The sequence below is a fragment of the Lactobacillus delbrueckii subsp. jakobsenii ZN7a-9 = DSM 26046 genome (genome assembly GCF_001888925.1).
Taxonomy (GTDB): Bacteria; Bacillota; Bacilli; order Lactobacillales; family Lactobacillaceae; genus Lactobacillus; species Lactobacillus delbrueckii.
This window is the reverse complement of sequence record NZ_CP018218.1, coordinates 258,282-279,201: the sequence shown is the minus strand read 5'-3', so window position 1 is coordinate 279,201 and position 20,920 is coordinate 258,282. Positions and strand designations below refer to the sequence as shown.

General features: G+C 48.4%; 17 protein-coding genes and 5 pseudogenes. 15 read left to right on the top strand and 7 right to left on the bottom strand.

Going from position 1 to position 20,920, the window contains the following annotated elements; genetic code table 11:
• Nucleotides 1-20 precede the first annotated feature (20 nt).
• From LJ046_RS01540 to LJ046_RS10290, 4 genes and pseudogenes are all read left to right on the top strand, one after another.
• A complete protein-coding gene (locus LJ046_RS01540; protein ID WP_002876624.1) occupies nt 21-932 on the top strand; it encodes a DMT family transporter in 912 nt (303 codons plus the stop codon).
• 97 nt (nt 933-1,029) lie between these two features.
• The gene (locus LJ046_RS01535; RefSeq protein WP_002876623.1) at nt 1,030-1,740 is read left to right on the top strand and encodes an AzlC family ABC transporter permease; all 711 of its coding nucleotides are present in this window, start codon (nt 1,030-1,032) and stop codon (nt 1,738-1,740) included.
• Nucleotides 1,724-2,047, top strand: a complete 324-nt coding sequence (locus LJ046_RS01530) for an AzlD domain-containing protein (RefSeq protein ID WP_002876620.1) — start codon at nt 1,724-1,726, stop codon at nt 2,045-2,047. Before LJ046_RS01535 ends, LJ046_RS01530 begins: the two co-directional genes overlap by 17 nt.
• A gap of 419 nt (nt 2,048-2,466) precedes the next feature.
• A pseudogene (locus LJ046_RS10290) lies at nt 2,467-3,566 on the top strand (branched-chain amino acid transport system II carrier protein); the annotation flags it as partial.
• Between the two features lie 561 nt (nt 3,567-4,127).
• Here LJ046_RS10290 and LJ046_RS01510 read toward each other — a convergent pair.
• From LJ046_RS01510 to LJ046_RS01495, 4 genes are all read right to left on the bottom strand, one after another.
• A complete protein-coding gene (locus LJ046_RS01510) occupies nt 4,128-6,218 on the bottom strand; it encodes an AAA family ATPase (RefSeq protein ID WP_002876617.1) in 2,091 nt (696 codons plus the stop codon).
• Between the two features lie 123 nt (nt 6,219-6,341).
• On the bottom strand, nt 6,342-6,578 hold the full coding sequence (locus LJ046_RS01505) for a transcriptional regulator (protein WP_072547936.1): 237 nt from the start codon (nt 6,576-6,578) through the stop codon (nt 6,342-6,344).
• A gap of 97 nt (nt 6,579-6,675) precedes the next feature.
• Entirely contained in the window at nt 6,676-6,912 is a 237-nt protein-coding gene (locus LJ046_RS01500) for a transcriptional regulator (protein WP_072557693.1), read from the bottom strand.
• A gap of 126 nt (nt 6,913-7,038) precedes the next feature.
• Nucleotides 7,039-7,707: a type 1 glutamine amidotransferase gene (locus tag LJ046_RS01495; protein WP_002879450.1), complete on the bottom strand. Its 669-nt coding sequence runs from the start codon at nt 7,705-7,707 to the stop codon at nt 7,039-7,041.
• Nucleotides 7,708-7,903: 196 nt separating this feature from the next.
• Between LJ046_RS01495 and glpK the strand changes: the two genes are divergently transcribed.
• From glpK to LJ046_RS01470, 5 genes are all read left to right on the top strand, one after another.
• Nucleotides 7,904-9,412: a glycerol kinase GlpK gene (glpK, locus tag LJ046_RS01490; RefSeq protein ID WP_002879452.1), complete on the top strand. Its 1,509-nt coding sequence runs from the start codon at nt 7,904-7,906 to the stop codon at nt 9,410-9,412.
• A 33-nt stretch (nt 9,413-9,445) separates the two neighbouring features.
• Entirely contained in the window at nt 9,446-10,216 is a 771-nt protein-coding gene (locus LJ046_RS01485; RefSeq protein ID WP_002879453.1) for a tyrosine-protein phosphatase, read from the top strand.
• Between the two features lie 111 nt (nt 10,217-10,327).
• Nucleotides 10,328-11,110 carry a tyrosine-protein phosphatase gene (locus LJ046_RS01480; protein WP_002879454.1) on the top strand — a complete coding sequence of 261 codons (783 nt, stop codon included), beginning with the start codon at nt 10,328-10,330 and terminating at the stop codon, nt 11,108-11,110.
• Nucleotides 11,110-11,610, top strand: a complete 501-nt coding sequence (locus LJ046_RS01475) for an O-acetyl-ADP-ribose deacetylase (RefSeq protein ID WP_002879458.1) — start codon at nt 11,110-11,112, stop codon at nt 11,608-11,610. Before LJ046_RS01480 ends, LJ046_RS01475 begins: the two co-directional genes overlap by 1 nt.
• 96 nt (nt 11,611-11,706) lie before the next feature.
• Complete coding sequence (locus LJ046_RS01470; protein WP_002879459.1) at nt 11,707-11,946, top strand: hypothetical protein; 240 nt, start codon at nt 11,707-11,709, stop codon at nt 11,944-11,946.
• Between the two features lie 58 nt (nt 11,947-12,004).
• Here the strand turns inward: LJ046_RS01470 and LJ046_RS01465 are convergent, their stop codons facing one another.
• Nucleotides 12,005-12,919 carry a hypothetical protein gene (locus tag LJ046_RS01465; RefSeq protein WP_002879460.1) on the bottom strand — a complete coding sequence of 305 codons (915 nt, stop codon included), beginning with the start codon at nt 12,917-12,919 and terminating at the stop codon, nt 12,005-12,007.
• Nucleotides 12,920-13,697: 778 nt separating this feature from the next.
• Here LJ046_RS01465 and LJ046_RS01455 point away from each other — a divergent pair.
• On the top strand, nt 13,698-13,937 hold the full coding sequence (locus LJ046_RS01455) for an LPXTG cell wall anchor domain-containing protein (protein ID WP_002879463.1): 240 nt from the start codon (nt 13,698-13,700) through the stop codon (nt 13,935-13,937).
• Nucleotides 13,938-14,184: 247 nt separating this feature from the next.
• Here the strand turns inward: LJ046_RS01455 and LJ046_RS01450 are convergent.
• Nucleotides 14,185-15,279, bottom strand: a pseudogene (locus LJ046_RS01450) (IS110 family RNA-guided transposase); the annotation flags it as partial.
• 438 nt (nt 15,280-15,717) lie between these two features.
• On the opposite strand from LJ046_RS01450, the pseudogene LJ046_RS10675 reads away from it, so the two are divergent.
• From LJ046_RS10675 to LJ046_RS01430, 5 genes and pseudogenes are all read left to right on the top strand, one after another.
• Nucleotides 15,718-15,864, top strand: a pseudogene (locus LJ046_RS10675) (replication initiator protein A); the annotation flags it as partial.
• A 117-nt stretch (nt 15,865-15,981) separates the two neighbouring features.
• Nucleotides 15,982-16,793, top strand: a pseudogene (locus LJ046_RS01445) (replication initiator protein A); the annotation flags it as partial.
• A gap of 225 nt (nt 16,794-17,018) precedes the next feature.
• A pseudogene (locus LJ046_RS01440) lies at nt 17,019-17,168 on the top strand (type II toxin-antitoxin system RelB/DinJ family antitoxin); the annotation flags it as partial.
• A gap of 127 nt (nt 17,169-17,295) precedes the next feature.
• Nucleotides 17,296-18,342, top strand: a complete 1,047-nt coding sequence (locus tag LJ046_RS01435; RefSeq protein ID WP_002877136.1) for a prenyltransferase/squalene oxidase repeat-containing protein — start codon at nt 17,296-17,298, stop codon at nt 18,340-18,342.
• A 34-nt stretch (nt 18,343-18,376) separates the two neighbouring features.
• Nucleotides 18,377-19,132: a DUF4430 domain-containing protein gene (locus tag LJ046_RS01430; protein ID WP_002877134.1), complete on the top strand. Its 756-nt coding sequence runs from the start codon at nt 18,377-18,379 to the stop codon at nt 19,130-19,132.
• Between the two features lie 175 nt (nt 19,133-19,307).
• Here LJ046_RS01430 and LJ046_RS01425 read toward each other — a convergent pair whose 3' ends face one another.
• Nucleotides 19,308-20,681, bottom strand: coding sequence for an IS4 family transposase (locus LJ046_RS01425; protein WP_072557692.1), 1,374 nt, complete (start codon nt 20,679-20,681; stop codon nt 19,308-19,310).
• Nucleotides 20,682-20,920 lie beyond the last annotated feature (239 nt).

The following is a 20,920-nucleotide window of genomic DNA, read 5'->3' as shown; positions in this document are numbered from 1 at the left end:
GAAACGATGACGGTGAAGAAATGAAAGACAAGCATTTGGGAATCCTGTTGGCAATTACTGGGGCTGCCTTATGGGGGACCTCGGGGACGGCGGCGGAAATGCTCTACCAAAGCCCAAATATCAATACCTTCTGGCTGGTTGACGTCCGGTCATGGCTGGCCGGGGCGAGCCTTTTGCTCATTTCCCTGGTCCACAAGGGGAAGGGAACCTTTGCTATTTTCAAAAATCACCGCAACCTTCTCTACGCGGCCCTTTTCTCCATGCTGGGCATCACCGGGGCCCAATTTACCTACTTCTACACGGTAGCGGCCTCAAACGCGCCGACGGCCACTGTCCTGGTCTTCCTGGCCCCGGTCTTGATCATTTGCTTTATAGCGGCTAAAACCCAGCAAATGCCCCGGAGAATCGATCTGATCGCGGTCTTGCTAGCGGTGGTCGGGACGGTGGTTTTGGTGACCAACGGAAATTTCAGCCACTTGGCGGTGACGCCTAAAACCCTGGTCTGGGGCTTCTTCAGTGCCTTGACCCAGGCTCTGGCCATTGCCATGCCGGCCAAGCTTTTTAAAAAGTATGGGACCATCACTATTTTGGCCTGGGGGATGCTGCTGGGCGGGATTATCCTCAGTCCGGCCCTGTCCGTGATGCCCGCCACTGGAGTTACGGTTAAGGAATGGAGCCTGGTGATCTACATCGTGATCGCCGGTACGGTTTTCGCTTACTCGCTCTACCTTTCCAGCGTTATGTACATCTCAGCCGGCCTGGCCAGCATGCTGGAGGCCTTTGAGCCGCTGGTAGCGACGATTCTGTCGGTTACCCTTCTGGGCAGCGACTTTGGCATCATGAAGATAGCGGGCGGGGTCTTGATTATCCTGGCCACCTGCCTGCAGGTCGTGCCCAGTCCCCGCCGGGGCAAATTGCGAAGAAATCTTTAGAAATTTTTATCCATATTGCCGAAAAAGCCCGTCAGAGCAAGGAAAACTGTGTTAAAACCAAAACGATGATTTGATCATTAACATGGGGGAAAAACAATTGAATAATGTATTAGACGCCAAAACCGGGGTCAAGGATACCCTGCCGACCGTGCTCGGCTACGTGGGGATTGGCACCGCTTTTGGTATTATCGCGCATACCAATGGCTTTAGTCCTTTGGAGACTTTTATCATGTCCTTGCTGGTGTACACGGCTTCGGGTGAGTTCGCCCTGGTTAGCATGCTTCCGGCCGGGAGCAGTCTGTTTTCAATCTTCGCGGCCACCAATTTGATGAGTGCCCGGATGCTTTTGATGACGATGACCCTGGCCCCGAAATTCAAGGACGAGAAATTGATCAAAAATCTCTGGCTGGGCAGCCTGGTAACTGATGAGACTTTTGCCTTGGCAATCACCAAGCTCAACTACACCAAGGGCAAGCTGAAATACGAATGGCTGAACGCGGCCAACCTGGTGGCCTATGCTGCCTGGTGCCTGTCCAGCCTCTTCGGGGCTTTAATCGGCAGCGTGATCACCGACACCAAGGCCCTGGGCCTGGACTACGCGGTGGTTGCCATGTTCCTAGGCCTTTTGTACCTGCAGCTGATCACCGACCAGTCGGTCAAAATCGAGCTGCAGCTGGTCATGATCGGGGGAACGATGGTCCTAACCTACCTAGGTCTTATCTTCCTGCCGGCCAGCGTGGCTACGATTGTGGTGACGGTAGTTGGTTGTTTAGTGGGGATGGTGATCAAGCATGTCTTTTTCGAGTAAATTACTGATAACTTTTTTGGTCTGCGGCGGCGGGGTAACCCTTTTGCGGATCCTGCCTTTCCTGATTTTAAAAAAATTTTGCCTGCCCAAGTGGATGGTGGAATTCCTGCAGTTCGTGCCGATCGTCATCATGACCACTCTCTGGTTCGGCAGCCTCTTTACGGCCAGGCAGGGGCAGCTGCCCAAGGTTGACTGGCAGTATCTGACGGCAACTCTGCCGACACTTCTAGTGGCCTATTTCACCAAGAGCCTGATGTGGATCGTGGTCACCGGGGTGGCCAGCGTGGCCCTGTTCAGATTTTTTTAAAAATTCGGCAAAAAAGCTTGCATTTAGCTGAGAAAAAGTATTAGATCATAAACAAGTTAAAAAAGCGAGTTGAAACACTGAAAAGAGCAGAGTAGCCCCGGACGGAAGTCTTCCAGAGAGCCGCGGTCAGCTGGGAAAGCGGCAGACGGGTCCAAGGCGAAAGTAGGCTCTGAGTGGTTGGCGCGACGTCTTTGCGAAGTGTCAAATGTGTTTGCCCTTTACAGCGACAACGTCTTGGCCGATGGGCCAGCACGGGGTAAGGCCGTTTTGGTGACAAAGCGGTGAAGCAAAGGTGGTAACACGCGCAAGCGTCCTTGTAGAAATAATCGTTTCTGCAAGGACTTTTTTTACTCGTTTTTTAGCAACTTGGGATTAGCGCTGATCTCCGGACATCATTAGTGATTGCAAGGAGATTTATCATGAAAAAGTTAACTAGCAAACAGTATCTGATCATCGCCTCTTTGATTTTTGGCATGTTTTTCGGGGCCGGGAACCTGATCTTCCCGGTTCACCTGGGGCAAATGGCCGGTAAAAACTGGCTTTTCGCCGCCATCGGCCTCATCATTTCCGGGACTCTGATCCCTCTGGCCGCCTTATTGGCCTTGGCCGTTACCCGGGCTGACGGGATCTTTGGTTTAGCCCGGCCGCTGGGGAAAAGTTCGCCTTGACCTTTCTTGATCCTGGTTCACCTGACCTTAGGGCCGCTCTTCGCGACTCCGCGGACGGCAACCGTGCCTTTCTCCATGTTCTCTGACCAATTCTCAAAGGGGATGCAGCCTTGGGCCTTGCTGATCTATTCAGCTGTTTTCTTCGGTATCGTTTACTACTGCTCTTTGAGCGAAGGGAAGATCACCGACCGGGTTGGCAAAATCCTTAACCCGTCTTTCCTGGCCCTGCTTTTTATCATCTTTTTAATTGCCGCTATCAAGCCAATGGGGGCAACCAGCAGCACGCAAGCTAGCGCCGACTACCTCGCTGCTCCTTTGACCAACGGCTTTCTGCAGGGCTACAACACCCTGGACGCCCTGGCAGCTTTGACCTTCAGGATTACGGTTGTTACGGCCATCAAGGGCTTCAAGATCAAGGAAGGCAAGGAAACTACCTGGGCACTTTCGGGGAAGCCCTCCTGGCGACCTTGGCTACCATCACCTGGATATCCACGGCCATCGGCCTGGTAGTTGCCTTTGCCCAGGACTTCCACAAGCGTTTTCCAAAAATTTCCTACCGGACTTTCCTGACCTTTAACTGCCTGCTTTCATTTGCCATTGCCAACTTTGGCTTGACCACCATCATCGCCTGGTCAACTCCGGTTTTGATGTTCCTCTACCCCCTGGCCATCGCCTTTATCTTCTGCGGCTTGACCAGCAATTTTTTCAATAATAATCCGGCAGTTTACAAGTTCGCGGTTTACTTCACGATCATCCCGGCCCTCTTTGACGGCTTGAACGCGGCCCCAAGCATTATTAGCAATACTGCTTTTGCTAAGGCTGCCCTGACCTTTGCCGGCCGTTACCTGCCACAAAAAATACAGCGTGAAAGCAAATTAAGCTTTCACGCTGTTTCTTTTTACTCATATTCAAAAAAATTCGGCTGGAAGGGACTGCCGCAGATGTCCTTGCGGCCGTTCTTTTTAACCTGGTAAAGGTTGTGGTCGGCCAGGCGGATCATGCTCTTGATCTCGTCGCTGTTATTGGCGATCCCGTAAGTATAGCCGGCAGAGTCAAGCCGTAGTAGTCCAAAAAGTGCTGGTTAGCCCCCAGGAAGTTCCGCTGTCTGTCCTTCTAGAAGACGCCCAGCTTGATTTGGTGGGTGATGGCATCCCAGAGGTTTTCCGGCTTGATCTTCCCGCCACTTGGTATTGACCGTCGATCAACTGGTAGATCAAGGTTGGGAAAGGGGAGCGCTTGTAAACTTCCCTGGCTTCCTCACTAAAAGCGTAGAATTTATCTTGCATAAGGCAACCTTCCGCAAGCAATTTTATATTACCTGTTTATTATAATGCAAAAATCCGGACAAAGTAAAAAAGGCAGTCATTTGACTGCCTTTTTTACGATTGTGCAAGATCTTTAACAGAATACTATTACTTATCTTCACTGATAACCAGGGCCCCGTCGACCATGTCCGCCTTCAGCTTCTTGACGTCCAGGTGGTCCAGGTAGTAATCAGTTACTTTGTCACGGATTTCCTGTTCGATGACTCTTCTCAGCGGCCGTGCCCCCATAGCTTCGTCGTAGCCTTGTTCAATCAAGTAGTCCTTGGCGCTTTCACTGACAGTCAGGCTGATGCCCTTCTTGGCCAGAGTCTCGTTTACGTCAGCCAGCATCAAGTTAACGATTTTCTTCAAGTCTTCCTTGGTTAGGTGTTTGAATTCGATGACCGCGTTGAAGCGGTTGAGGAATTCCGGTCTGAAGTAAGGAGCCAGCCGGTCCATCAGCTTCTCGTCCTTCTTAGCGTCGCCCATCAGCTGTTCATTACCGAAGCCGGCGTTAGAGGTAGCGATAATGATGGTGTTCTTGAAGTTGACCGTGTTGCCTTGCCCGTCAGTTAAGCGGCCGTCGTCAAGGACCTGCAAGAGCAAGGTGATGACCTGCGGGTCAGCCTTTTCAATTTCGTCCAAAAGGATGATTGAGTAAGGGTTGCGGCGAACCTTTTCCGTCAAGGTGTTGGAGTTGTCATCGTAGCCCACGTAGCCGGCCGTGGTCCCGATCAGCTTGGAAACGGCTGTCCGGTCGGAGTATTCAGACATGTCCAGGCGGATGATGGCATCCTTAGAGCCAAACATGTCCAAGGCCAGCTGCTTGGCCAGTTCCGTCTTGCCGACCCCGGTCGGGCCAACGAAGAGGAAGGAGCCGATTGGCCGATTGCCTTCGTCAAAGCCAGCTCGGTTGCGGCGGATAGCCTTGGCTACTGCTTCAACGGCTTCATCCTGGCCGATGACCTTGGCCTTTAAGCGGCTGCTGAGCCCCTTCAGGCGTTCGATGTCGCTGGCGCCCATCTTGGAAACCGGAATCCCGGTCAGGCGTTCAACAGCAGCGGCCACGTCAGCCGGGGTAGCCACGGTCTTTCTTTCCTTGTGGTTTTCACTCAGCTGCTTTTCCAGCTTTTCAGCCTTGGTCTTGTGGTCAAGGGCGGCTTCGTAGTCTTCCTTTTCAGCGGCCTTTTCCTGGGCCTGCTTTTCTTCCTTGATCTGCTTTTCAATGGTCTTGGCGTCAGTCACCGGGTGTTGGGCAGCCAGGTGAGCGGCGGTCATGTCCAAAAGGTCGATGGCCTTGTCAGGCAGGGACCGCTGCGGAATGTACTGGACTGAGTAGTCGATGGCGGCCCTCAAGACGTCGTCTGGCAGTTCCACATTGTGGTGCTTTTCGTATAAGGCCCGGATTCCCTTCAAGATCTTGAAGGTTTCAGCTGGACTCGGAGCATTGACAGTTACTTCGTTGAAGCGGCGGGCCAAAGCGGTGTCCTTCATGATGGTGTTCCGGTATTCATCCTGGGTGGTGGCCCCGATTACGGTGATTTCACCTCTGGACAAAGCCGGCTTCAAGATGTCGCTCATCCCTTTGGAACCATTGCCGTCGCCCAAGCCGCCGGCACCGAGGATCTGGTGGATTTCGTCAAAGAAGAGGATGACATTGCCTCTGTCCTTGACTTCCTTGACCAGGTCCTGGATGTTCTGCTCAAAGGAGCCCCGGTACTGGGTCCCGGCTTCCAGGCTGGAGATGTCGATGGAAATAATTTCCTTGTTCTTGATTGCTTCCGGCACGTTCCCGTGGACAATTGCCTGGGCTAAGCCTTCAACAACCGCGGTCTTGCCGACCCCGGCGTCCCCGACCAGGACTGGGTTGTTCTTGGTCCGGCGGGAGAGGATTTCCGCCGTTTCCTGGATTTCCTTGTTCCGGCCGATAACCGGGTCGAGCTTGCCTTCCCGGGCTTCAGCGGTCAGGTTCCGGCCTAACTTTTCCAAAATGCCGTTGGCCTTCTTTTGCTTGCCCTGGAAATTCTTGGCCTGGCCTTGTCCTGGCAGCTGTCCAGTCTTCTGGTATTCAGCGAATTCTTCCGGGGTTACCTGCCGGCCGTTGATCAAGTAGCGGCGGTTTTCGGAATTGAAGCCGCCCAAGCCGTTCATTAATTCTCTAAAAAGATCATCCATATCGTTAAAGTTGTTGTAATCCATGATTTTACCCCTTTCTGAGTAAAATAAGTTGCTGGTTTTTGGCTAACTAAAAACTCCTTCAACATCAAGCGAAATCAAAACAATAGGACTTGCTCAGCGGTTAAAACAGCCTTCGTATTTAGTTTAGTCATCATCGTCATCGCTGAGATAATCATTCTCCAGCTCACGCAGAACCTGCCACATCGCCAAGCGCTTGGTCCGGGCGATCGCGTCGAGATCGCGCAAGTTGATTGACGTCGCATTTGATTGCTGCTTGTTAAATGACTTGTGAAGGGTAGTGTAGCCATAGCCCGACTCTTTCGCCACCCGGTAAATGGTCAGGTGCTTGTCGTCGAGGTATCGAAGAATATCGATCTTTATCGTTCTCACTCCCCTACGCCAACTATTATACTTCTGCATCAAGCGAAATCAAAACAATAGGATTTGCTCAGCGGTTAAACCAACCTTCGTATTTAGTTTAGTCATCATCGTCATCGTTGAGATAATCATTCTCCAGCTCACGCAGAACCTGCCACATCGCCACGTGCTTGGCCCGGGCGATCGCGTCGAGATCGCGCAAGTTGATTGACGTCGCATTTGATTGCTGCTTGTTAAATGACTTGTGAAGGGTAGTGTAGCCATAGCCCGACTCTTTCGCCACCCGGTAAATGGTCAGGTGCTTGTCGTCGAGGTATCGAAGAATATCGATCTTCATCGTTCTCACTCCCCTACGCCAATTATTATACCACATCTGTGATATACCACAAGTGTGAAATAACGATTTTTTTAAAAAAATCGCGAAAAAAAGACCAGCTCGTCAAAAGCTGGTCAAAAAGCTATCTTATTGAGCCACGCGGGCAGCGTGCCGCTTCAAAATCATGTCCACCAGGGCATTAGCCACATTCTCGTTCTTAAGCATCGGGCCGTGGGACCAGGAGCCGATGAAGTTCTTGTAGCGGACCCCGTCTTCCTTTTCCTCATGGTTGTTGCCGTAGCCTTCGACTACCTTGGCGAAAGGTTTGAGCATCTTCCGGTCATCCAGGAAGGTCTGGCCGGAGTGGTTTTCAAAGCCGATGGTCGGGCCCCATTCAGTTTCGTACTTGGTGTCACCGATCATCCGCTTCTCTGGGTCAAATTCCGTGTGTAGGGGCAGGATCCCCAGGCCCTTGATCTTGGTCCCGGAAATGGTGTTGTAGTAGGTCCCCATCAGTTCATAGCCCCCGCAGATGGCCAGCATGGGGTTGCCAGCTTGGATGTAGTCGTTCAGGGTTTCCTTGAAGCGCTGCAGGTCCTTGGCCACGATGCTTTGTTCATAGTCCTGGCCGCCGCCGAAGAAGACAAAGTCGTAGTCGTCCGCGTTGAACTGGCTGCCCAGGGAGATATTGTCGATCTGGGTCTGCCAGCCTTTTTTCTGCAAAAAGTAGCGGAGGATCTTGACGTCACCGGAGTCCCCGTAGGTGTTCATCAAGTCTTCGTAGAGGTAGGCAATGCGAATCAAATTATCATCCATAGTCAAATTCTTCCTTATCGTAATCAATCACACTAATTATAAACTAAAAGGCGGAAAAATAATAATCTAAAGGCCAGGTCCTTTTGGCTTGCTTTTTTCACAAACTGGCTTAGACTAAAATGGTAAGCGTTTTCGAAAAAGACGGCGAAAAAGCAAGTAAGTAAAGCAAGAAAGGGATAAGTTTAAAGGATCACATATGAGTGAACAATACATTTTGGCAATCGATGAGGGGACTACCTCAACCAGGGCAATCATTTTCAATCATGCCGGCCAGCAGGTGGCCAGCGTGGCCCGAGAATTCACCCAGTACTTCCCCAAGCCCGGCTGGGTAGAGCACCATGCTGAGGAAATCTGGAACGCGGTCCAGATCACGACGTCAACTGCTCTGATCAACTCCGCCATCCGGCCGGACCAACTGGCGGCCATCGGGATTACCAACCAAAGAGAAACCACGGTGGTCTGGGACAAGGAGACGGGCCGGCCAATCTACCCGGCTATCGTTTGGCAGTCCCGGCAAACTAGCGATATCGCGGAAAAGCTGGTTAAGGACGGCTACAGCGAGATGATCCGGCAAAAGACGGGCCTGGTGATCGACCCTTACTTCTCTGCCACGAAGATCCGCTGGATTTTGGACCATGTGGAAGGGGCCCAGGAAAGGGCGGAAAAAGGGGAGCTGCTTTTTGGCACGATCGACACCTGGCTGGTCTGGAAGCTGACCCGGGGCAAGGTCCATGTAACTGACTGCACCAATGCCAGCCGGACCATGCTCTTTAACATTCATGATTTGACCTGGGACCAGGAGATCATGGACCTGCTGAAGATTCCGCGGGCCATGCTGCCGGAGGTTAAATCAAATTCTAAAGTCTACGGGGAAACTGACCCTTACCAGTTCTTCGGCGGCAGGGTGCCGATCGCCGGGATGGCCGGGGACCAGCAGGCAGCCTTGTTTGGCCAATTGGCCGTCAAGCCAGGCATGGTCAAGAACACCTACGGGACCGGGTCTTTCATCGTGATGAACACGGGGGAGGAACCGATCGAATCCAAGAATAATTTGCTGACGACTATTGGCTACAAGCTGGGCAATCAAGTAAACTATGCTTTGGAAGGGTCAGTCTTCGTGGCCGGGTCAGCCATCCAGTGGCTGAGAGACTCGGTCAAGCTGCTGAACTCAGCTCCGGAATCAGAGCAGGCGGCCCTGGAATCTAAAGACGCTAATGAAGTCTATGTGGTTCCCGCCTTTACTGGTTTGGGGGCACCATACTGGGACAGTGAAGCCCGGGGGGCGATTTTTGGCTTGACCAGAGGCAGCAGTGACAAGGACTTGATCAAGGCAACCCTGCAGTCCTTGGCCTACCAGACCCGGGATGTGGTCGACACCATGCAGAAGGACTCGGGTATTGAGATTCCGGTCCTCAGAGTCGACGGCGGGGCTTCAAACAACAACTACCTCCTCCAGTTCCAGGCAGACCTATTAGGCAAGAAGATCGAGCGTGCAGCGGATTTGGAAACCACTGGCCTGGGGGCCGCCTTTCTGGCAGGTTTAGCCGTCGGCTACTGGCAAGACCTGGATAGCTTGAAGGAAATTGCCAAGACCGGGGCCGCCTTTGCACCAAAGATGGAAGAGGCGGAAAGAGACCGGCTCTACGCGGGCTGGCAGCGGGCGGTTCTGGCCACCCGGGTCTTTGCCCACGGGAAAGATTTTTAGTTTTTAACGTTTAACAGGATGAAGGGATAAAAAATGCCAAAGCGGATCGTAAAGTTAGAGGCCGGCTACAATTGCCGGGATTTGGGCGGCTATGTCAGCCAGGACGGCCGGACTGTCAGGTGGGGTCGGCTTTACCGGTCGGGGTCACTCAGCCATTTGACCAAGGCAGACCAGGCGGAACTGGCCCGGCGGAAGATTGTGGTGGACTGTGATCTGCGCTCCCGGCATGAACAGGACAACTTCCCGGACAAGCTCTGGCCCGGGGCTAAACTGGTCGACGCCCACTTTTACAGTGAGAGCGGGGATGAAGAGGAAGAAGCTGAGGCAGCCTGGGAGAAGTATTCGGGCAAGCTACCCAAATTATCTTACCTGGCCATGGTCTACCAGCAGAACCTTGTCGCCCCCAGAACGGGCCTGGTGATGCGGAAGATTTTTAAGGAAATGCTGACCCTGGAAGATGATGAAGCCTTGATCTACCACTGCTCCATGGGCAAGGACCGGACGGGGATGGTGTCGGTGATCGTTTTGATGGCTTTGGGCCTGGAAGACCGGGAAATCCTACGGGACTACCTGCTCAGCCGGGAATACAGCCGGGAATACAGCCGGGACTGGGATGAGGCGGATGAAAACGACCGCTTGGGCCAGCAGATTGCCAAGATGAACCAGACCCAGGTAAGCCAGACGGCTTTTTACGGGATTACGGAAACGATCCGGCAGACCTGGGGCGGCTTTGACCGCTATTTTGCCAGCCTGGGCTTTGGCCAAGGAGACTTGGACAGGCTTAGGGACAAGTTTTTAGAATAAGATTTTCGCTCCGGCTTAAGCTGGGGCGATTTTTTTGCCAAAAAATTCTGGGAAAACTAAAATGGAAGGGAGAAGAATTTTTCGCGGATTTTTGGAAAAGAGGGATGCCGGATGGAGATGCAAAGGGTAATTGAACTGGACATACCGGTCAACTTCCGTGACCTGGGCGGTTATCAAGGCTTGGACGGCCGCCGGGTTAAGTGGCGGAAGATCTACCGGTCGGCGGCTTTAAACGAGATGTCAGCCAGGGACCGGGTCAAGCTGGCCAACCTGCGTATTACGGTGGACTGTGACCTGCGGTCCAGCCGGGAGCAGCGATCCTACCCCGACCTGCTCTGGCCGGGGGTCCGTTTTGTGAATATTGGCCTTTACGCTGAAGGGGACCGCTTCAACCAGGCCCATCCTTTCTTGCGCCTTTTTCACCATCTGCCGGAATTTGACGACTACCTGCCTAAGATCTACCAGCAGGTTTTGTTAAATGAGCATTCAGAAGAGGGGATCAAACGGGTCTTTGAGGAATTGCTGAAGCTGCCGGAGGACCAGGCCTTGGTCTACCACTGCGCGGCCGGGAAAGACCGGACGGGGATCATCAGTATTTTGATCTTGATGGCCCTAGGCGTGGACGACAAGACCATCGCGGAGGACTATTTGCTGACGGATGAATTGTACGATTTTTCCATTGAGAAGCAGCATCCGACTAATGAGAAGCTGTCGCAGGTGATCGCGAAGATGAACGTGACCCGGGGCGAAGGACCCGCGGTTAAAGGGATCACGGAGACTATCCGGCAGGGCTGGGGCAGTTTTGACAATTTTTTTACCAGAAAACTGGGCTTTAAGCAGGCAGATTTGGAAAAGTTCCGGGAAATGTACTTAGAGGAGGAAGAGACAGACTAATGAATTTAGAAATCTGGCAAGGGGATATCACGACTTTGAAGGTGGACGCGATCGTCAACGCGGCTAACCGGGAACTGCGGGGCGGCGGTGGCGTCGATGGGGCCATCCACCGGGCAGCGGGACCTGAATTGAATGAGGCCTGCCGGGCCTTGGGCAGCTGCGAGACGGGTGAGGCCAAGATCACGCCGGGCTTTAACCTGCCGGCTAAGTACATCATCCATACTGTAGGGCCGATTTACTCGGGTTCACACAGCGATCCCCTGCTTTTAGCTGCCTGCTACAGAAACAGCCTGCGGGTGGCCAAGGAAAATGGCCTGCACTCGGTCGCTTTTTCCGCGATCTCAACCGGGGTCTACGGCTATCCGCTGGACGCGGCCAGCAAGGTGGCTTTCGGTGAGGTCCGCAAGTGGCTGAGAGAGCACAAGGATTACGAAATGCGGGTAATCATGGTGGCCTACGACGCCCGGACTTACGCCTTGTACCAGAAATTGCTAGGGTAGGAAATGGAGATTGACATCTCTCTCATAACGGTTTAAGCTAATGCTAATTTGAAAATAGTGTAAATTATATTTTTGCTTACAAGAGAGGGATAGAAGGTGTTGAGAAAATATTACGTGACAATCGTCTTTACCCTGCTGGCTCTGCTAAATTTGCTGAGTAGCTGGGGAACGCTGCAGTACCGCCTGGTCATGCTGGCTTTAAACCTGGTCTGCGGCTTTGGCATGGAGTACCTGGTGAACAAGAAGGCGCCGGCAGAGAAATACAATTTGTGGAAGGGATGCACGGCAGCTGTTTTGCTGGCAGTCAACCTGCTTTGGATTTTTCTGACAAAATAGATTTAGAATCAAACGAAAAAGCTTCAGTAAAGCAATACTGAAGCTTTTTTCATTGCTATTAAAATTCATCTTTCTTGATTTCCCGGTAGATAGCCAGGATAAAGACGAAGACGGCGGAGATGATGGCCGGGTAGACCATACCGCCGACTTGGACAGCGTTTTCCGCCGCTGCCTGGCTCATCTGGTTTTCTACGGCGTATGAGATGACCCAGCGGTTCATCAAAGTTGGCGTCAAGGCAAAGGAGATGGTGGAAATCAAGGAAGCCACCGTCATCACGTGCCGGGAGTAAGGCTCTCTGAAGAACTGGGACAAAACGCAGAAGGCTGGGGCGATCATCAAGAGGAAGATCCAGAGGATGATCATGGTGCCGGCCGTGGAGTTCATCATCTGCGAGCTGTTGGTAGCGTAGCGGTAGGTCCCCCAAAGCGATCCCCCGGTCAGCTGGTTGAAGAGGCTCAAGAAATAGGAACCTTGCTGGCCGAAAGTCCCTTGATTGGAGAGCATGTTCTGGATGATTGTAAGGCTGTCAGTCGCCCCGGCGCTGGAGAAGTCAACGCTGACGATCTGCCGCATGTAGGCGGCCAGGAACATGATGTTTGAACCCAAAAGCTGCAGGGCCTTGATCATACTCAGCTTGCGGGAGGCCTTGAGCTTGAATTCCAGACTGAGGACCCGGTTAGGGTGGTGAGAGCGGCCAATCACGAAGATACCGGCGATGGTCAAGATGATGATGATGGCCAGGCCGATCCACCACTTGGCCAGGATGCAGAAGAGGGCCAGGCTGATCATGATGACCGTGACGTAAGGGCGGTCGGCGAAGATCTGCCAGAAGTTGAGCCGGACCTTCTGCTCGCTTCTTGAAGCCCTGTCAGTGTCCAAGCGAGGAACGGAGTTAGGGTTTGTCTGCCGCGTCTGCTTTTGCGCGGTTTGTTCTTGTCTTTCTTGGTACTGTCTGCGCGACATTCTTGCCATATAAATCTTCCTTTCGCATCACAAGCCTAGCACAAGTTGGCTTGCAAAGGCTCTTTTTTCAGACGGTTTAACTAAAATTATAGGCTAATTACCGATCCTTTGGGTGAAAAATAGTTTAGCAGCTTTATTGCTTTTTGATGATACTTTTTCTTTTTAATAGATAAAAGAATCTTTACTTTTCCGGTGCTTCCTGCTTTCCCGGGAATATTTCCACCATTTATAATTATATATATGTGATCTTACTATTTAAGAGCGAAAAGTGGAAAAACATGAAAGCGAGAAGCGAGACCCGGATCAAGCAGATGGCAGCAGTTGCGGCTGCTGGTATTGGGGCAGTCAGTCTGGGGGCGGCAAATTTGCCTTAGCCAGTCAACGCGGCCACTAATGACGTCCAGGCTAGGGTCCAGCCAGGATGACTTGAAGACGGCGCAACGCTAAGACGGCTGAAGCTGCAAAGCGCGCAAGCTGCTTTGATCGCGGAGGAAGCTGATTTAGCGGAAAAGAAGGAAGCGTTGGCCACTGCTACGGCAAAAGCGGCCGCAACTCTGCACGCTTTGAACCTGGCAAAGGCCCGCTTGGCTGCCTTGGAAGCAACACAGCCGACGGACCGGACCCAACGACTCCAACTGAACCGACTCAGCCAAGTACAGAACCGTCAACGGATCCAACGACAGAACCGACTACCGAGTCGTCCAAAGAACCTTCTACAGAACCAACCGCTAAGGAATATACTGAAGAACCAGCTGATACGGAGGAAGATACTGACGGCGGTGACGTTGTGACTGTAGTGAACACGGATGAAGAGCCAGCAACTAAGTCAGCAGCCAAGACTCCAACTCTTGTAACTAAGTTAGCCAACACTGCACCAGTAGCCAAGGCCCCAGCAGCCACTGGAGCTCAGCTCCCGCAAACCGGTGAAAAGGACGCTAAGCCAGGCATCTTGGCAGGCATTATTTCTCTGCTGGCCGGAGTTTCTCTCTTTGGCTTCAGCTTTGAGAAAAGAAAGCAAGAAAAGTAAGTCTTGATTTTTTGAAAATCAGTCCATAAAGAAAGAGTTTCAGAAGCGTTTAGCAAGTTCTGGAGCTTTTTTCTACTCTAAGTCAAGTGTTATCAACGATTTTAGGCAATTTTATTTTGAAATAAAGGCCTAATCGGAAAATAGCTCCCGGAGAATCAAGTCAAATATCTGATTTAGGGCACGATAAATACAGCCAACTTCTGTAATTTCAAAAAAGAGGCTGTTATAATATCTATTGGATCAATTCTTATGACAAAAGTCTTTGGTTATGTTTGGCTACGTCATAGCTATACAATTGATCATTCTTAATTAAAGTGAAGATCGTCCGTAATAATTTATGGATCGATGCGATAGCGGCCTTCTTGTGACTTGCAGTCTCAGAAGACCGTTTTCGTTTCTCGTAATAATCCGCAATATGACAAGGGTTTCCCGCTTTCTTAGCCGACTGAATTTGGTTTATGGCCAAGTACAGCACCTTTCTGCCAATAGCTGTCCCACGCTTTGAAATTGACAGGTGGGCCGTGAGATTGCCAGATTCATAAACTTGAGGATCAACACCAACGAAGGCATTTAATTGGCTAGGGTTGTTAAAACGTCTGATATCCCCAAGCTCACTAATGATTCTTAGAGCAGTGTTTTCGCCGATGCCTGGAATGCTTGTGAGGATCTCCAGATCCCGTTTAGGAGCCAGCTTTGCCATCTCCTGTAAAGCAGTCTGGCACTCTTCTTCAGCGCTCAGAATGTTGTTAATAGCCATTTTGAGGCCACGAATATGAGCACTGTTCTTTTTGACAGCTGGGCATGCGATTTTAGCCAACCGAATAAGACTTTGCGCTATGTCGTTAGCGCGTTTTTTACCAATACCGGTTAAGCCCTTTAAGAAGTCGATGATATCGGCTTCTTTTGTTTCTAGTACGATATCTGGGTGTGGGAATCTGAGGACAATACTCCAGTAGTTTTTCCCTCTCGGATTAACCATTAAGTGCTCAATCTCTGGGAAAGTGAGCTGAATGGCTTTGTGCAGTCTATTCCTGTTGGTTATCAGATCGTGCGAAGCCTGCTCATAGATACGGTTATTGGCCATCAATTCTTGATATTCTTCGCTTTGAACGTAGGCCAGCCGCTGCGGGTGCTCAGATTGCAGCTTGGCAAGGTACAAGGCATCAAGCTTATCGGTCTTGTTCTGGTGCAGGTCATCCTTTGTTTTTCTTTTGGCTTCTAGCGGATTCATCATGACATAGCGCAATTCGTGCATGTCCAAGAATGTCTGGAGTCTTCTGGAATAGACGCCAGTTGCTTCAAAGATAATCTGTGGGTTAGTAACCTGCTTAAGGTCACCTAGTGCAATGTCAGTATGACATTACACTAGTTGAGGTCACATTAGAAACGTTCGCACTAGTTGGTGCTTTATCAGCTTGGCTAGCGGAGTCCACCTCGTTTGTAACATGTTTTAAGGTGCCTGTCGTGTCCTGTGAGACGTTTATAGTTTGTACGTCTGTAATTACACCTAGCATACCTAAAATGGTCAGAACCGTGTTAATGGTAGATTGCAAATTTGTCCAAAAATTCGGATTAAATTTGCAATCTACCAGAAATTAAAAAAGTTGCCGAATGGGCAACCAAGAATAGACACATGCTGGTAAATTACAAAGCCCTCACGGCTAAATGAATGCTTTGTAATTTAGTTAAAGCATATCAGATTTTTATTTTAAAGCAAATCTAATGTTTTAGCAACTCTCTTTCGAGACAGTATGTGTCAGTTGAGAAGGGAAGTTTTATAATGAATCAAACTAATTTCAATTTTATTGAGTCGGAAAAAGCTTATGCAACTCGTTTTTTCCAATTCCCACAGGTTTTAATTTATGGATCTCAATATAAGACATTAAGTGATAGTGCAAAATTAGGATATATGATTTTACACGATAGATTAGTGTAGTGTCATGATGATATCTTAGTAATATTGACACGGATACTACGCATGCGGCTCTATATCAGCAGTTATAGTTCTAATTGCACATGCTTTAAATATCGGCATGACACTACACTAGATTATTCATTGAAAAAAAACTGGGTTGATGAAGATAACCGGGTTTATTTCATTTTTACAAATCAAGAACTAACAGATCTTATGGGCTGGTCAAAAAAGAAAGTGATTAGGGTAAAAAATGAACTTGAAAACCAAGGATTATTATTTCAGAAAACCATGCACTTTAATCCCAAAACTGGTAAAAATGAACCAAATAGATTGTATTTAGCAGATTTAGAAGTTACGGCAACAGACATTTATACAAAATCTCGGCAACAAGAGCCGCGAACCCTTGATACACGCGAAAGTGTCAAAAAGAGTCACAATCTAGACTATACTAATAATTTAGATACTAATAGATATAATATAGATACTCAAAAGTTGGACTTTTCCACAGCCCAATTCTCACCAGCAGAACTAGAAAAGCAAAACAAGGATTTGGTGAACCATGCTAATGATTTCTTAACTGATGAAGATAGTGGCTTACCCGTTTTCTTAGAACCCGAAGCCGTGCAATTACTTAGTTTCTGGTGCCGCACCCCGCAACAAATGCGCCGGTTTATTGGTATCATCTTGAATGCTAAATATCGAGTTGAAAAGGATCATCAGGACATTGGCGTCATAATCCCACTTGATGATGAGGAAAACTGAAACCTTTGATGACTAAAGCACTAAGACGCTACTTTAACGCCCTAAGAAGCAATGAGAAGCACATCAAGAACGTTGAGAACTACTTGTATGGCACCATGCAAAACTTATTTGGTGTTTGGTGGAATAAACAGGCGGCTAGAGAATATGCGGCCAAACACCCTAACGATGAGCGTGCTTAAAACTAAAAAGCTATATAAGGCCATTTAAGCTGTTTTAAACAGATAGAGCATAATTATATTAAACGAGTTTTAAAATGCGCTTACGGGCACTTTAGGAACGTTGTATAAGTGCCATTGCGGAAAGGACAGCAAACTTAAATTCACAACTTTTAAAGAAGCAGGCTAATTGAGTGGTACTCAAAGATTAGTATAATGTGAGTAGTAATAAAGGGGGGCGAGAAAATCATGGCAGTTAAGGAAAAGAAATGCGTACAAGTCCAGATTGACAAAGAATTGGCAGATAATACCGAAGCCGTTTTAAGCCAGTTAGGTCTAAACCCAACTACCGCGATCAATATGTTTTATAAGCGGATTGTTGCTAATGGTGCCTTACCTGAAAGATGGCGATTCAATTTCGATGACCTACAATAAGTAATTCTTCATCTAACAATCAAATATCAAAGTGGTTGGGGGAAAATGAGGCCCCAGCCACTTTTATGCATTATCTAAGGAGATCACACCTATGAATAAATATATAAAATCAGTCTTGACTTCTGCAACTTTGGTTATCGCCGCTTTGACGCTCTCAACAACTACCAACGCTGCATCAATTAGGAAGGCTAGTACCGGCACCATTCACAGCAGAATTGCCCGTACTTATTCCTATGCCAAAAAGATGATTAAAGAAAATAAGACCGGACTTTCCGGTCAAAGCAGTCCTATTTTTAGTAAGAAACTCAATCCTGATACTGGTGCGACTGCGGGGTACTCTGACTTTCTGTTAGGGCTCAAGGGAAACGGTTATAAATTTAATACCAAGGAAAAAACGTTGCTGCGAAAAAACTTGGTAATCAAAAAGACAACCCCTGCTGCAACAATGGCCAATGCCGTGATGGCCGTTCAGGCGATGGGGCTCAACGCTAGAGATTATAAGCCATATGGCCACAAAAAGGGAATCAATCTGGTAACCAAGTTGTACCGGACAAGTGTTTCCAAACAAACGACAAGTGCCCAGGCACAAGTGCTGATTGCCATTTCGATGAGCTCAAAGTTCAAGCAGCCAAAGGGAGCGAAGTTTAGCAAAGCAAGCTTGAGTGCTCGGCTAGTGAAAGCTCAATTAAATAATCATGGTTGGACGTATAATAACCAACAAGGAGTTAGGGATGCCGACACGACCAGCATGGTTCTAACCGCTCTGGCTCTAGGAAAGGTTAATACAACTAACGTCAAGGACAGCCTGCTGAAGGGGCAAGAATTTCTTACTAGTATTGTGCAGCCCAGTGGTGCATTTGGCTACACGTTTAATGGCAAAACAACGCCAAATGCCAATTCAACCGCTGAAGCAATTATTGCCCTATCAAATGTTTTTGGCATGAAGAAATATGTGAATAACACGGCGATGAAAACAAGTCAAACTAGTACGCCGCTTTATGCAATGCTGACCTATGTCAATAAATCCGGTTCAATTAAAAACGCAGCTACTCAGCTCTATGGTGTCGGTCAGGTAAATTTAGCGGTTGCCGCTTATAAAGCTGCTTTAAAGAATCGTTCAGTTTACACAATTAATTAATCGCCAAATTTTGAGTGATAGGTGACAAAACAATATGAAAAAAGCAATTGGCTTCATTCTTACGTTCATTCTCACAATTGGAATCGCTTTTGGCGCCCAACAGGTGATTTCATCGAGAGACGCAGCCCCTAAGCCGACAACTTCTAAACAAGTGACTTCTTCAAGTTCAAGTTCAAGTTCGACCAGTTCAAGTTATCTTAAACAGCCAAGTCACCAGCAAAAAGCAAAGGGTGCAAGCAAAGCAAAACCAAAAGCAGATAGGCGGGCTCAAAAAACAGCCAACAAGCCCCAAACTGCTAGTTCTCAATCAAGCACAAGCCCTAATCGGACAACCGGATCCAGTGCAAAGGCAAGTCCTAACAAGGTCGCTAAAACTAAGCGGTCAAATGCCCCTAAATCTGATAAGCTGGGTAAAATTAACCACAAAGCAGAAACCAAGGTGGTTCAGGATACGCATCATGCGGCTAAAAAGTCGTCTAATGCTAAGAATACAATTCAAATCCATTTAACGGTTGATGGATACAAAAAAGTTTTCTATTCGAAGTGGATGCGCGTTAAAAAGGGCGCCAACGCGTTTTCGATTTTAAAGCAAACGAACCTGAAGATTAGTTATATTCCGGGCCCCTCCGTTTACGTGAACGGCATTAACGGCCTCAAGGAAAATGACGTTAAGGCCGGTTCCGGTTGGATGTTCAGTGTTAACAAGAAATTTATTGACCATGCTGCAAACTTAACGAAGCTTAAGAGTGGGGACAACGTTCGTTGGTACTTTACAACGGAGGGGTATTAACTGATTAGATCCCGCTAATATTGATTCAAACAAAGCGACTGCTGCCAAAGGGCAATGTCATTAAGTTAAGGCATTGACTTTGAACAGGGAGCCGTTTTGAGACACTTATCTATGTTAGATAGGTGTCTTTTCTGTTTTTTGGGCATGACAAATAAGCAGTCAATTGACTGTCTTTTTACGAAATTCGATAGTTTAAATTAACAGAACCTTGAAACCGTAAAGGTCTTGGATATTTTCGGCCTTTTCGGACTGGATGATGATACGCTTCTATTTCTTCAATCATCTGCTTTGGGGCATCTTTCATGGACGTTGTATAATAGCGGTGAACTATGTTGGCTGCCTCTTTAAAGTCTATCTCATGAGGCCATTTCCTGTGAGCATCAGCTACCCGGCAAAGGGATATGATTCTGTTGACCACGTTAAACATAATCAGTTGAGAGTACAACTCGATTTCTTGAAATGTTGGTTTTTTCGAATGAAAACATACTGCACCGAGATCATACTTTAGCTTGCGAAATGAGCTTTCAATATCCCAGCGCAGATGATACAGTTTTTTCATTTCACTAAGCGGGAAGTCGTTCGAGCTTAGATTAGTAGCTAGTACTTCCCACTTGGTGCTTCCCGATTGTGGGTCGTTGATCTTAAGCTTAACGATTCTGCAGTGGACCGGACAAAAACTTTCAAAATCCCAGTGCGCTGTACGGTACTTGGGTGAATATTTGTCCTTATAGCGACGATTTGGGGCATTGATTTTGTGATACTCCGGATGAAGCTTCTTTTGCTTGGCGCTATTGGTGATGTTAAACGTCATCTCAAGATCACATTCTTGGTCGGGAAGAGCACTGATTTCCCGAATAGCACCTTTATCTTTAGTTCTGAGGCGAACAACATAGTTGCAGTTAGACAGTCGATTGCCATGCTTGAAAAGATTGAAGGATTCATAGCCACGATCCATCAGTACGATATAGCGGTGCTGAAGTCTTAAGTTCTGAAGCATGTGCACAGCCGCACTGCGTTCATCCATACCCTTTCGTGATTGCAATAAGCAGTCTAGGTAACAACAATTTGCGATATCGTAAAGGATATTGGCATGAATCAAGCAAGCACCTTTGGTCGTTAATTTATTATCGGCCGAAGGTGTTTTTCTTGTTTGAATATTGCATAGAAATGGTGAATGCTTATCATATGGCAAAGCAAAGTCACTACCATCGATTGCCAGCAGTCGATAGCCACGATATAAAGCAGGCTGTTTCAGAGTTGAATTGAATTCATACAGAATTACCTTGAACAATCTAGGGTTAACCTTAGCTTTCTGTTGTTCATAGGCCGATACAGTCATTCGCTCAGAGAACTTAGGAAATGCGTCAGCTAGCTCCTTATTTAAGCAGTTTCCTTGCATGCCAAGAGTGGTCTTAATGAATGTCTTAGCATCCAATTTTCTTTTACGCGTGAAATCTTTGCACGGATGATAAGCAAAGTAATTGATGCATTCGGCAGCCTTATCCGTTACAGAATCAAGCTGTCTAAAGACTTGATGTTTCTTAGTCATGAGAATACGCCACCTTTGATAAAATTTCTAATCAAAGATAGCGTAAAGCGATTTCAAAAATTAAGCAAAAAGAACACTCATCAAATTCTGATGAGTGTTCTAAGACGTTCTCCGTTCAGAGTCAATGTCTTAACTTAATGACATTGACCAATTGAGGATAGACCTTTTTCTTCCTTGTATTTTTGTGTTTGTGCCGGGGATGCAACTGCCCAAAATCCCTCATTTTTTAGCTATGCTCA

Excerpts from the sequence above, each read along its gene's own strand:
- LJ046_RS01530 (WP_002876620.1), top strand. The coding sequence starts at position 1,724 with ATGTCTTTTTCGAGTAAATTACTGATAACTTTTTTGGTCTGCGGCGGC.
- LJ046_RS01540 (WP_002876624.1), top strand. The coding sequence starts at position 21 with ATGAAAGACAAGCATTTGGGAATCCTGTTGGCAATTACTGGGGCTGCC.
- LJ046_RS01430 (WP_002877134.1), top strand. The coding sequence starts at position 18,377 with ATGAAAAAAGCAATTGGCTTCATTCTTACGTTCATTCTCACAATTGGA.
- LJ046_RS01500 (WP_072557693.1), bottom strand. The coding sequence starts at position 6,912 with ATGAAGATCGATATTCTTCGATACCTCGACGACAAGCACCTGACCATT.
- LJ046_RS01465 (WP_002879460.1), bottom strand. The coding sequence starts at position 12,919 with ATGGCAAGAATGTCGCGCAGACAGTACCAAGAAAGACAAGAACAAACC.
- LJ046_RS01485 (WP_002879453.1), top strand. The coding sequence starts at position 9,446 with ATGCCAAAGCGGATCGTAAAGTTAGAGGCCGGCTACAATTGCCGGGAT.
- LJ046_RS01475 (WP_002879458.1), top strand. The coding sequence starts at position 11,110 with ATGAATTTAGAAATCTGGCAAGGGGATATCACGACTTTGAAGGTGGAC.
- LJ046_RS01495 (WP_002879450.1), bottom strand. The coding sequence starts at position 7,707 with ATGGATGATAATTTGATTCGCATTGCCTACCTCTACGAAGACTTGATG.
- LJ046_RS01510 (WP_002876617.1), bottom strand. The coding sequence starts at position 6,218 with ATGGATTACAACAACTTTAACGATATGGATGATCTTTTTAGAGAATTA.
- LJ046_RS01480 (WP_002879454.1), top strand. The coding sequence starts at position 10,328 with ATGGAGATGCAAAGGGTAATTGAACTGGACATACCGGTCAACTTCCGT.
- glpK (WP_002879452.1), top strand. The coding sequence starts at position 7,904 with ATGAGTGAACAATACATTTTGGCAATCGATGAGGGGACTACCTCAACC.
- LJ046_RS01435 (WP_002877136.1), top strand. The coding sequence starts at position 17,296 with ATGAATAAATATATAAAATCAGTCTTGACTTCTGCAACTTTGGTTATC.
- LJ046_RS01425 (WP_072557692.1), bottom strand. The coding sequence starts at position 20,681 with ATGACTAAGAAACATCAAGTCTTTAGACAGCTTGATTCTGTAACGGAT.